Below are 12,261 nucleotides of genomic sequence, written 5' to 3' on the forward strand. Positions count from 1 at the left end.
AGAGAACATGAGCCAATCATCTTACGGCCCGCTGTTCGAGGCCCTGGCCCACTACAACGACAAGCTGCTGGACATGGCCAAGGCGCAGACCGAGCGCACGGCCCAAGCCCTGCTGCAGACCAATCTCGACGATCTCGGTCAGGTGCTGGAACAGGGTAGCCAGCAGCCCTGGCAACTGATCAATGCCCAGATGAACTGGTGGCAGGATCAGCTCAAGCTGATGCAGCACACCCTGCTCAAAAGCGCAGGCCAGCAGAGCGAACCGCTCATCACTCCCGAGCGCAGCGATCGCCGCTTCAAGGCCGACGCCTGGAGCGAGCAGCCCATCTATGACTACCTCAAGCAATCTTATCTGCTTACCGCCAAGCACCTGCTGGCTTCGGTGGATGCCCTCGAGGGGGTGCCCCAGAAGAGCCGGGAGCGGCTGCGTTTCTTTACCCGCCAGTACATCAACGCCATGGCGCCAAGCAACTTTCTGGCCACCAACCCGGAGCTGCTCAAGCTGACCCTGGAGTCCGACGGTCAGAATCTGGTGCGCGGGCTGGCGCTGCTGGCCGAAGATCTCGAGCGCAGCGCCGATCAGCTCAACATCCGGCTGACCGATGAGTCCGCCTTCGAGCTCGGCCGGGATCTGGCGCTGACGCCGGGCCGGGTAGTGCAGCGCACCGAGCTGTATGAGCTCATTCAGTACAGCCCGACCACGGAAACGGTGGCCAGGACGCCGGTACTGATCGTGCCGCCCTTCATCAACAAGTACTACATCCTGGACATGCGGCCCCAGAACTCCCTGGTGGCCTGGCTGGTCGCCCAGGGCCAGACGGTGTTCATGATCTCCTGGCGCAACCCGGGTCCGGCCCAGGCCGACATCGATCTCGACGACTACGTGGTGGATGGCGTCATCGCCGCACTGGATGGCGTAGAGGCGGCCACCGGCGAGCGGGAAGTGCACGGCATCGGCTACTGCATCGGCGGTACCGCTCTCTCCCTGGCCATGGGCTGGCTGGCCGCTAGGCGCCAGAAGCAGCGGGTTCGCTCCGCCACCCTGTTCACCACCCTGCTCGACTTCTCCCAACCGGGGGAACTTGGCATCTTCATCCACGAACCCATCATTGCGGCGCTGGAAGCCCAGAACGAAGCCAAGGGCATCATGGACGGGCGCCAGCTGGCGGTCTCCTTCAGCCTGCTGCGGGAAAACAGCCTCTACTGGAATTACTACATCGACAGCTACCTCAAGGGGCAGAGCCCGGTGGCGTTCGATCTGCTGCACTGGAACAGCGACAGCACCAACGTGGCAGGCAAGACCCACAGCAGCCTGCTGCGCCGGCTCTATCTGGAGAACCAGCTGGTGAAGGGGGAACTCAAGATCCGCCACACCCGCATCGATCTCGGCAAGGTGAAGACCCCGGTGCTGCTGGTCTCAGCCATGGACGATCACATCGCCCTCTGGCAAGGGACATGGCAAGGCATGAAGCTGTTCGGTGGCGAGCAGCGCTTCATCCTGGCTGAATCGGGCCACATCGCCGGCATCGTCAATCCACCGGACGCCAACAAGTACGGCTTCTGGCAGAACGACACCGAGGCCGCCAGCCCCGAGGCGTGGCTCGCCGGCGCAAGCCACACCCCAGGCTCCTGGTGGCCGCAGATGGCAGCCTTCATCCAGAGCCGGGAAGAGGATCCCGCCCCCCTCCCTGCCCGCATCCCGAGCGAAGGGCTGGAAGCGGCGCCCGGCAGCTACGTCAAGGTCCGGCTCAACCCGGTCTTTGCCCAGACCCCCGAGGAGGAGCCAGCATGAGCACGCTTCCCTTCGAAGTGGGCCAAAAGGCCAGCCTGATCAAGCGGTTCGGTGCGGCAGAGGTCGAGGCGTTTGCCGGACTGTCGGAGGATTTCAATCCGCTGCACCTGGATCCCGCCTTCGCCGCCACCACGCCGTTCGAGCGCCCCATCGTGCACGGCATGCTGCTGGCCAGCCTCTTCTCGGGGCTGCTGGGCCAGCAACTGCCGGGCAAAGGCACCGTCTACCTCGGTCAGAGCCTCGCCTTCAAGCAACCGGTGTTTGTGGGAGATGAGGTGACGGCAGAGGTGGAGATCATCGCCCTGCGCAGCGACAAGCCCATCATCACCCTGGCCACCCGTATCCTGACGGCCACCGGCACCATCGCCGTCAGCGGTGAAGCCGTGGTGAAGTTCGGCTGAAAGCAGTTTGCTCCATGATCTCAGTCAGCCCGGCTACAGCCGGGCTGACTGCTATGGTGCGCGCCCCCAAAATGGTCTTGCAAGCCACAATTGCCTGCATAGAGGTGCCCTTGCCCTTTCCTTGACGACCCGAACTGCCTAGAATAACCGCCCTGCTGTTTCAGCCATTCATCCACTAGAGGATTTCCCATGGAGACGTTTCTGCTCGAAGGCCACCCCTTCGTTGCCTTGTGCGACCTTATCAAACATCAGGGTTGGGCCGATTGTGGCGGTGCGGCCAAGGCGCTGGTCGCCGAAGGGCTGGTAGAGGTGGATGGTCAGGTCGAGACCCGCAAACGCTGCAAGATAGTCGCCGAGCAAGTAGTCAACTTCAACGGCATGAAAGTGGTCGTGAAAGAAGGCATCAGCCCCGAGATCCTCTGACCTCGCTTGAATAAGGGCGCCGACGCGCCCTTTGGTATTCAGCTGGCCTTGATCGACAGGGTCAGCACGAAGCGCGCCATCGCCTCATCCCCGTTCAGCGACGGACAGGTGGCCACCACCTGGATGGGGCGGTTGATGCGCTGACCGCTGGCCAGCGACTCGTCGATCATGGCGTCGATCTCCTCCCCGGCCGCGCAGTCAAACTGCACATCCCCCTCGGGCCGTTTCAAAAACTCCCCCTGCACATCCTTGAAGGCGAAGTGCACCTTCTTGCGCCGCTGCCGCCCCTTCTCCATCACCAGCAGACCGCCCACCAGATCGGCGCCGGTCGCCAGCGCGCCGAAGTACATGCTGCCCAGGTGGTTGCGGGTGCGCCAACCGAGCGGAATGCGAATGCGCAACGCCTTGGCGCTCATCTCTTCGATGACAGGGGCACAAAATCCGATGACAGGGATATAGCGCCAGGCAAAGAGCCGGAGCGCCAGGTTGGCCTTCAAACGTTGCAAATCCATATGCAAACTGATCCGATGAGTTGATGTAAACAACATGTTGCCAGCATGGCTAGCGTTCGACAAGGACGCGGATCACGCTTGCCGTCATTTCCCCTCATCAAAAAAGAGGGAACCCCACGGGTTCCCTCTGCTCGTTCCTGTGGTATTCGATCAGGCCCGCCTCTCTTCCAGCCAGGCTCCCTGGCTCTGCATCTCGAACAACTGGGCATAATGGCCACCCAGCGCCATCAGCTCGCCATGGCTACCCCGCTCGTTCACCTGACCGCGCGAGAGCAGCAGGATCTCGTCCGCGTCGACGATGGTCGAGAGGCGGTGGGCGATGGCGATGGTGGTACGGCCGCGCCGTGCCGCCGCCAGCGCCGAAGAGAGGGCCAGCTCGGTCTGGGAGTCCACGCTGGCAGTCGCCTCGTCCAGAATGAGGATGCGCGGATCGCCCACCAGGGCGCGGGCAAAGGAGAGCAGTTGGCGCTGGCCGGCGGAGAGGTTCTTGCCCCCCTCCTCCATCAGGGTGCCCAGCCCATCCGGCAGACTTAGCACGAACTCGGCCAACTGTACTTCGGTCAGCGCCTGCCAGAGGCGCGCCTCGTCGATGCCGTCGCGGCCAAGACGCAGGTTTTCCGCCAGGGTGCCGACGAAGATAAAGGGATCCTGCTGGACCAGCCCGATGCTGCGTCGCACCGCCGAGAGCGACAGGCTCGCCATCGGCTGATCATCGAAGCGGATGGTGCCCTGATCCAGCGGGTAGAAGCCCATCAGCAGGCTGATGATGGTGGACTTGCCGCTGCCGGTATGACCCACCAGCGCCAGCATCTGACCCGGTTTGGTGGTAAAGCTCACGTCACGCAGCACCTGCTGCTCGCCATCGTAGGAGAAGCTCACCCGCTCGAAGCTCACCTGCCCCTTGAGCGGGCGCATCTCGCCCTCGGTGCTCTCGCGGGTTTCATCGAGCAGGGCAAAGACCCGCTCCCCGGCCACCATGGCCTGCTGCAACTGGTTGAGCTGGTTGGTCATCTCGATGAGCGGCTCGATCATCCGCCCCAGATAGCTGATGAAGGCGTAGAGCACCCCCACCTGGATGGCGCCCTCCGCACTCAGCCCCTCGCGGGCAAACAGCGCCAACAGGCCGATCAGCACCATCATGTAGAAGAGATCGATGAGCGGGCGCAGCAGGATGCCGTTGATCTTGAGGCTCTTGAGGCGCGCCGCCCAGTGCTGCTGGTTCACCTCGGCAAAGGCGTTGGCGAAATGGCGCTCCTGCACCATGGCCTGAATGACCGGCATCCCCTGCAGCGACTCGTTGAGACGGCTGTTGATGTCGGAGAGCAGGCTGCGGGTCGCCCGCACCACGGGCACGCTCAGTTTCTGATAGAGCCACATCACCCCGCCCACCGCCGGCAACAGACAGGCGCAAACCAGCATCAGCCGCAGATCCAGCAGCGCCATGGAGATGAGGATGCCGCACAAGAGCACCACCTTCTGCACCAGCAGCCCAATCACCTGCACATAGAGGTTCATGATCGCCTCGGTGTCGTTGGTGATGCGGGAGATGAGCGAGCCGGAGCGATGCTGGTCAAAGTAGCGGGCCGGCAGCCGGATGGCGGTGGCAAACACCTGCTCGCGCAGCCGCTGCACCACCGCCTGGGCGATGCGGTTGAAGCGCAGGGACTGCAGGTAAAAACCGGCCGCAGACAATACCTGCAAGCCGAGATAGCCGGCGGCGATGGCCGCGATGGCGGGCCACACCAGCTGGCGCGGCGTCAGGTAGTCATCGATGAACAGCTTGATGAGCAAGGGACCGGCCACTTCGGCGCCGGTGGCCAGCAGCAGGCAGATCCCCGCCTGAATGAGCCAGCGCGGATAACGGGCGCAGTACCCGAGCAGTCGTTTGATGGTCGGGTTCACAGGCGCTCCTCCACGTCTTGTTTCAGCCGCTGATGATGAGGCCCCAGGCCGGCATACCAGCACTCAGGTTCAGCTCCACACCGAGTGAAGGCGCTCTTGATGAGTGGGCTCACAGGCTCTCCTCCACGTCTTGTTTCAGCCGCTGATGATGAGGCCCCAGGCCGGCGGCATACCAGCACTCGGGCTCAGCGCCACACCGAGTGAAGGCGCTCTTGATGAGTGAGCTCACAGGCTCTCCTCCACGTCTTGCTCGAGACGCTGGTAACGCACCATGTCCGCGTACCAGCCGTTGTGGGCCATCAGGGCGCCGTGGCGACCCCGCTCACTGATATGGCCCTCTTCCAGCACCAAAATCTCGTCGGCCTGCTCCACCGCCGTCATCCGGTGGCTGACCAGGATCAGGGTACGCTTGTGGGCCTTGAGGGCGTGCAGGATCTGCTGTTCTGTATGGGCATCCACCGCCGAGAGAGCATCGTCGAGCACCAGGATGGGTGCCTCCAGCAGCAGGGCTCGGGCGATGGCGAGCCGCTGTTTCTGACCACCGGAGAGGGTCACCCCCTTCTCCCCCACTTCGGTCTCGTAGCCTTTGGGGAAACGGCTGATGTCGTCGTGCACGCAGGCGATGCGCGCCACCCGCTCAATCTCCTCCCGGCTGGCATCGGGGCGGCCGAGGGCGATGTTGGCGGCAATGGTGGTGGAGAAGAGAAACGGCTCCTGCGGCACATAGGCAAACTGGCCGCGCAGCTCACCCAGCGCCAGTTGCGAGATGGGCGCCTCCCCCATGCGGATCTCCCCCGCGGTGGGGTTGGCCAGTCGCATCAACAGCTTGAGCAGAGAACTCTTGCCCGCGCCGGTGCGCCCGACGATACCCAACATGCCGCCGGCTTGCAGGGTGAAATCCACATTGCGCAGCAGGGTGCGCTGCTCGAGCTGGTAGTTGAGCGCCACGGCGCGCAGCGGAAAGGCCGAGGTCAGCGCCACCGGCTGGGCCGGCTCTTCGATGTCGCTGCGCTCGCCGAGCAGGCTTTCAATCCGCGAATAGGCGGCGCTGCCACGCTCGATGATGTTGAACAACCAGGCGATGGCGAACATGGGCCAGATCAGCTGGCCGAGGTACATGGTGAAGCTGGTGAGCTCCCCCAGGGTCAGCTCGCCCTGCAGCACCAGGGCGCTGCCGCCGGCCACCGCCAGAAAGTAGGAGCAACCGATGCAGAGGTAGATGACGGGATCGAACTTGGCATCGATGCGGGCCACCGCCATGTTGCAGGCGCCCGCCTCCCGGGTCAGCTCGGCAAAGCCGCGATCTTCGAGCGATTCCACCGCATAGGACTTGAGCACCCGCACGCCGGAGAGCGCCTCCTGGGTCTTGTTGTTGAGCCGCGAGAAGGCCCCCTGCGCCGCCTTGAACTCCTTGTAGATCTGGGTACCGAAGCGGTTCATGAAGAATGCCATCACCGGCAACGGCAACAGGGAGAGCAGGGTCAACTGCCAGGAGTACTGGCTGCACATGATGGAGAGCACCAGCACCCCGACGATGATGGAGTCCACCAGGGTCAGCACCCCTTCCCCGGCGGTCATCTCCACCGCCTGGATGTCGTTGGTGGCGTGGGCCATCAGATCGCCGGTACGGTGGCGCTGATAGAAGTCCGGGCTCATGCGGGTGAAGTGGCTGAACAGCCGGTTGCGCAGCACATAGGCAAGCCGGTAGGAGGCGCCAAACAGCATGACCCGCCACACGTAGCGCAGCAGATAGATCAGCAGACCGAGACCGAACAACCCGGCCAGATAGCCCGTCATGGTTGCACTATCAAGGGACCCTTTGGCGATGCCATCCACCACCCAGCCCACCACCTTGGGCGGGATCACGGTCAACAGGGCTACCATCATCAACAGGGAGATGGCGATCAGGTAACGCCGCCACTGCTCCTTGAAGAACCAGCCCAGCCTTGCAAATACGCTCACGTAGATATCCTTTGTCGCGACCGGCCCAGGGCCGGCGCCCATCACGGGGAAGCTCAATGCAATCGCCCCCGGCTGGGGGCGATACGAGGGGGTCATGATAGCCTGAAGCAAGCGGCTTGAGAATTATTGCTATTTCACCTGTTACAACAAGCGATCATCACGCTGTCCGAAGCCGGCGTACGGTGTTTCATGCTGCTCCCCGGTGAGCAGGAAGTGGGACACCTCCTCCCGGGTCAGACTGAACACCTGTTGCAGCTGCTCCAGATCCTGCTCGGTCAGCTCCTCCTGCTGGCGCAACCGCCACTCCAGCTCACCGGCCATGATCTGCAGGCGGGAGGCGGAAATATTGGCGGAAACCCCCTTGAGGGTATGCAGCAACCGGCAGGCGATGTCGGGCTGCTGACGACGCAGGGCGGAGCGGATCTCCCACAGGTCGTCCTTGTGCTCCGACATGAACAGCTTGAACAGGATCTGCAGCGCCTCCTTGTCCTGCTCCAGCCGCCTAAGGGCATCCTCCAGATCCAGCACTCCCATCAGGTCGGGCGGTTTCACCTCGAGCGGCACCCGCCGCTCGCCGCTGGCGCTCTTCACCCACTGCAGCAGGTTGTTGTAGAGATCGAGCTTGCTGACCGGCTTGGTGACATAGCCGTTCATGCCGACCCCGAGGCAACGTTCCCTGTCCCCCGGCATGGCGCTGGCGGTCAGGGCGATGATGGGGACATCGTGCTTGTCGACCATCTTGCGGATCTGGCGGGTGGCATCCAGCCCGTCCAGCACCGGCATCTGCAAGTCCATCAGGATCACGTCGAAGGGCTGCTCGGCCACTCGCTCGACCGCCTCCCGACCGTTGCCCACCACGGTCACCAGGGCATCGACCCGGCGCAGGTATTCGATGATGAGCTGCTGGTTGACCCGGTTGTCCTCGGCCAGCAGTACCCGGATGCCTTGCAGCAGCTCGCGAAAATGCTGCTGATCCCCCTGCGCCTCGGCCTGACGGAACTGCTGATCGTGGGAGCTGCCGTTGAGCAACTCGTCCACCTTGGCCAGCAGGGCATTTTCGGTCATCGGCTTGGGCAGAAAGTGGGTCAATCCCATGCTCTCCATCCGCCCATGCAGTCCCTCCTTGGCCCAGGCACTGGTCATCAGGATCGGCAGACGGCGCCACTGGCTGTGCTGATACATCTCGAGCGCCAGATCCAGCCCGTCTTCCTGCCCCATACGCCAGTCCAGAATGGCCAGCCGGATATTCTGTCCCTCTTCCCGCAGCACCTGACGAGCCCGGGAGAGGCTGTTGACCGCCATCACCCTGGCACCGGCCCGACCCAGGATATCCTTAGCCAGATCCAGCACCAGCTCGTTGTCATCCATCACCAGCACCAGCGGCTGATGTTCGAAGAAGACCCGCCGCCCGGAGACACCATAGACAGCCTTGGTCATGGGGATCTCGAACTGGAAGACCGAGCCCGTTCCCGGCTTGCTCTGTACAGTGATCCGGCCCCCCATCAGTTCGACCAGACGCTGGGAGATGTTCAGACCCAGCCCGGAACCGCCGTATTTGCGGGTATTGCCTGCCTCCAGCTGGGTGAAGGGCTGGAACAGCTGGGCCTGTTTCTCCTCGGCGATGCCGATGCCGGTGTCACGCACGCTGAAACGCACCTGCATGGGGTGCTGGTTGACCAGGGTGATGGCTACCTCCACCTCGCCCCGCTCGGTAAACTTGATGGCGTTGTTGACCAGATTGACCAGCACCTGGCCGAGGCGCAGCGGATCGCCGCGCAGAAAATCCGGCACGGCCGGCGACTTGTTGATGATGACCTCGACCTGCTTGCGCTCGGCCAGGTCGGCAAACATGCCAGCCAGCGAGTCGATCTGCTCGCTCAGATCGAAGTCGATCTCCTCCAGGGTCAGCTTGCCGGACTCCACCTTGGTCAGATCCAGAATGTCGTTGATGAGCAGCAGCAGGGTATCCGACGAGGATTTGATCTTGCTGAGATAATCCCGCTGCTGCTGATCCAGCTCGGTCTGCAGTGCCAGCGAGCTGAACCCGATGATGGCGTTCATGGGGGTACGGATCTCGTGGCTCATATTGGCCAGAAAATCGCTCTTGGCCTGGGCCAGCAAGCCGGTCTGGCGCGACAACTCGCTCAGCTTCTGGTTGCGCCGCCACAGGGTCACCGCCACCAGCCCGAAACAGAGCATGGCCCCCCCCAATACCATCAGATAGAAGCGGCTCTTGAGGGAGGAGGCCTGCTCCATCTTGCTCTGCTTCCAGAGTGACAGCCCCTCCAGCTCGTGCATGTCGATCACCTGGTTGCGCAGCACGTGGTACTCCACCACCTGATGGCTGACATCCTCGCTCAGCTGGGTTAGCCCCGCCACTTCGGGATTGTCGGGATAGGCCGTCTTGAGGCGGCGCTGCAGGGCCTGCAGCCGCAGCTGCTCGCCCTTGTCCCAGCTGCGCTTGAGGTAGTGACTGAGCTGGGCCAGCTCGGTCAGGTCGATGGCAAGCTGAGAATCTGCCGGCAAGGTGGCCAGCAAGCCGTTCAGCTGCTTTTGAAACGGCTGCTCTATGTACTCGATCGCCATCTCCATGGAATAAAGCTTGGCCAAGTCGAGCAAATAGCTATCGATGTCGTGCAACAGGGATTGGGAGTGGGGATTGTCGGCAGAATCGGGATCGTTGCGCACCTGACGCACGAAGCTGTCGAGGTTGCTCGACAACTGGTTGAGACGTTGCTGTACGTTGCCGTCGTTGGCCTTCTCGCGGCCAAGCAGATAGACGGTGTCGGTATTGACCCGGTTGAGGATCAACTCTGCGGCAACGCTGAGCTCGGAGGCCTTCTGCTGCTGGCTGAGCAGCTGCCAGCAATAGCCGGAAAACCCCAGCAGCGATACGATGATCAGGCTAAGCACAACACGATTGACCCGTGTCACATTATTCATCCCGTCTCGATTCTCATGTCATGGCCACGCATCCACCGACATCATGTCGACACAGGATAACTGGCTGTGAAAGATAACTGACTACTATGTTACCGTTACTCTGCCCTGTCAGTGCAATAAGATGTTGCAGGGCTTATGCATACAGGAATCAATTATGTCATTTATCACTACCTATTGTAGCCATTGCTTCACCAGGAACCGCCTGCCTGAAGATAAAGTGGATTCAAACGCGAAACGTGGCCGCTGCAAGAGCGGGCTGTTCGCCACCACCCCGGTCAACGGCCAGGAGCAGCAGTTCGATACCCTGATCCAGTCAGACATCCCGGTCGTGGTCGACTTCTGGGCCAGCTGGTGCGGGCCATGCCTTCAATTTTCACCTGTTTTTCAACAAGTTGCCAGTGAACTTGAACCAAGACTCCGCTTCGTCAAGGTCGATACCGAGCAACAAGCCACCATTGCGGCCCGTTACGCCATTCGCAGCATTCCCACCCTGATGGTCTTCAAGCAGGGCAAGATGGTGGCACAGCGCAGTGGCTCCCTTCCTCCCAGCATGTTCAAGGAGTGGTTGCACAGCTTCATCTAGGCCACAAATGATACCGATATGTTTAATTTGTGTTTATTTAATGTTTTCATTTACCTTGACTCTGTGAGTCCCGGCATGCTTTGACCAGTTCCCCCTGTTTCAAACGGGGGGATGAATGTAATCTCGGCAACACAACAACAACCATAAATTAACCGAGAGAACAATATGCACACATCTGCAGTACCCTCCACTACCCCATCACGCTGGCTGGACATCAAATCCGGGATCGTCATCCTGGACGTGTTGCTGCTCTGTGCCATGCTGGCCTGGCTCCCCTTTGACCCCAACGTCAACAAGGGGCTGGGGATCCTGGTCTTCATCGCCATCCTGTGGCTGACTGAAGCAGTCAACATCACCATCACGGCCCTCTCCATCCCGGTACTTGCCACCCTGCTCGGGGTCTTTGACATGAGCACGTCGCTGACGGACTTCGCCAACCCGGTGCTGTTTCTGTTCTTCGGCGGCTTTGCACTGGCTGCCGCACTCTCCAAACAGGGGCTGGATACCCAGATCGCCGCCAAGGTGATGCAGCTTGCCAGAGGCCACCTCGGCTGGGCCGCCATCGTGCTCTTCACCATCACGGCTGCCCTCTCCATGTGGATCAGCAACACCGCCACCGCCGCCATGATGATGCCGCTGGCCCTCGGCATGCTGAAAGGTCTCGACGCCCACAAGGAGCGCCGTACCCTGGTCTTCGTCCTGCTTGGGGTTGCCTACAGCGCCAGCATCGGCGGCATCGGCACCCTGGTCGGCAGCCCGCCCAACGCCATCGCCGCCGCCCAGATGGGGCTGGGTTTCACCGACTGGATGAAGTTCGGCATCCCGGTGGTACTCATCTTCATGCCAGTGGGCATCGGCCTGCTTTATATGGTGACTCGTCCCAATCTCTCCCATCAGGTCAGCACCGAGCAGGTCACCATCCAGTGGACCGGTCAACGCAAGATCACCCTGCTCATCTTCCTGACCACAGTACTGCTGTGGATCGGCTCCCAGCCCATTGCCAAGGCACTGGGAGGCATTCCCCAGTTCGATACCCTGATCGCCATGGGCGCCATCGTGGCCATTGCCATCAGCCGGGTGGCCAGCTGGGATGACATCAACCAGAACACCGACTGGGGCGTGCTGATGCTGTTTGGTGGCGGCCTTACCTTAAGCGCCATCCTCAAACAGACCGGGGCCAACGCCTTCCTGGCGGAGCACCTCTCCAACGGTCTGGCCACCATGCCGATCTTCATCATCCTGCTCTGTCTGGCCGCGTTCGTGGTGTTCCTGACCGAGCTAGTCTCCAACACCGCCACCGCCGCCCTGCTGGTGCCGCTGTTTGCCGGGGTTGCCCAGGCGCTGGGTGTATCGCCCATCGTCGTCTCTGTGCTGATCGCCGTCGGCGCCTCCTGCGCCTTCATGCTGCCGGTGGCCACCCCGCCCAACGCCATCGTGTTCGCCAGCGGCCATATCAAACAGCGTGAGATGATGCGGGCCGGCCTGGTGCTGAACCTGGTCTTCACCGTCATTCTGACCCTGCTCGCCTACTTCATGGGTGACATACTGCACTGATATGCCTAGTACCAAGGCCCCTGACGGGGCCTTTTTATTGCCTCTTCTGTATGCAGTCTCGGCCAGACAGCCCCCCCTTCTCACCCGTTCACCACCTGTGAACAGCCACAGCTTGCACCTAAAAGAGTCGTACTATGGCGGCTCTGGTTTGACGTCTCCCTCTTGTGCTCTCTTTTCCGCAATCCCCCA

At 61.9% G+C, this 12,261-nt stretch carries 9 protein-coding genes; 5 read left to right on the top strand and 4 right to left on the bottom strand.

Features of this window, described 5'->3' with window-relative positions; genetic code table 11:
- The first annotated feature begins 7 nt into the window (after positions 1–7).
- The 3 genes from PG899_RS01890 (at position 8) to ybcJ (ending at position 2,616) form a co-directional block, all read left to right on the top strand.
- Complete coding sequence (locus PG899_RS01890) at positions 8–1,792, top strand: class I poly(R)-hydroxyalkanoic acid synthase (protein WP_190284235.1); 1,785 nt, start codon at positions 8–10, stop codon at positions 1,790–1,792.
- Positions 1,789–2,193 carry a MaoC family dehydratase gene (locus PG899_RS01895; protein WP_190284234.1) on the top strand — a complete coding sequence of 135 codons (405 nt, stop codon included), beginning with the start codon at positions 1,789–1,791 and terminating at the stop codon, positions 2,191–2,193. The genes PG899_RS01890 and PG899_RS01895 overlap by 4 nt, the downstream gene beginning before the upstream one ends.
- Positions 2,194–2,382: 189 nt before the next feature.
- Positions 2,383–2,616 (top strand): ribosome-associated protein YbcJ, encoded by a 234-nt coding sequence (ybcJ, locus tag PG899_RS01900; protein ID WP_005324920.1) that lies wholly within the window; start codon positions 2,383–2,385, stop codon positions 2,614–2,616.
- Positions 2,617–2,654: 38 nt separating this feature from the next.
- Here the strand turns inward: ybcJ and PG899_RS01905 are convergent, their stop codons facing one another.
- The 4 genes from PG899_RS01905 to PG899_RS01920 all read right to left on the bottom strand — a co-directional run bounded on the left by PG899_RS01905 (position 2,655) and on the right by PG899_RS01920 (position 9,935).
- Positions 2,655–3,128, bottom strand: a complete 474-nt coding sequence (locus PG899_RS01905; RefSeq protein ID WP_005300417.1) for a DUF4442 domain-containing protein — start codon at positions 3,126–3,128, stop codon at positions 2,655–2,657.
- Between the two features lie 150 nt (positions 3,129–3,278).
- Complete coding sequence (locus PG899_RS01910) at positions 3,279–5,030, bottom strand: ABC transporter transmembrane domain-containing protein (protein ID WP_190284233.1); 1,752 nt, start codon at positions 5,028–5,030, stop codon at positions 3,279–3,281.
- A 225-nt stretch (positions 5,031–5,255) separates the two neighbouring features.
- Complete coding sequence (locus PG899_RS01915; RefSeq protein WP_190284232.1) at positions 5,256–6,992, bottom strand: ABC transporter transmembrane domain-containing protein; 1,737 nt, start codon at positions 6,990–6,992, stop codon at positions 5,256–5,258.
- 141 nt (positions 6,993–7,133) lie between these two features.
- A complete protein-coding gene (locus PG899_RS01920) occupies positions 7,134–9,935 on the bottom strand; it encodes a hybrid sensor histidine kinase/response regulator (protein ID WP_190284231.1) in 2,802 nt (933 codons plus the stop codon).
- Between the two features lie 154 nt (positions 9,936–10,089).
- Here PG899_RS01920 and trxC point away from each other — a divergent pair, with 154 nt between their 5' ends.
- Both trxC and PG899_RS01930 read left to right on the top strand, forming a co-directional pair.
- The gene (gene trxC / locus PG899_RS01925) at positions 10,090–10,518 is read left to right on the top strand and encodes a thioredoxin TrxC (RefSeq protein ID WP_270696886.1); all 429 of its coding nucleotides are present in this window, start codon (positions 10,090–10,092) and stop codon (positions 10,516–10,518) included.
- Between the two features lie 165 nt (positions 10,519–10,683).
- On the top strand, positions 10,684–12,072 hold the full coding sequence (locus tag PG899_RS01930; RefSeq protein WP_190284229.1) for an SLC13 family permease: 1,389 nt from the start codon (positions 10,684–10,686) through the stop codon (positions 12,070–12,072).
- The last annotated feature ends 189 nt before the right edge of the window (positions 12,073–12,261 follow it).

This window comes from Aeromonas sp. QDB39 (genome assembly GCF_027707585.1).
GTDB classification, from domain to species: domain Bacteria; phylum Pseudomonadota; class Gammaproteobacteria; order Enterobacterales; family Aeromonadaceae; genus Aeromonas; species Aeromonas hydrophila.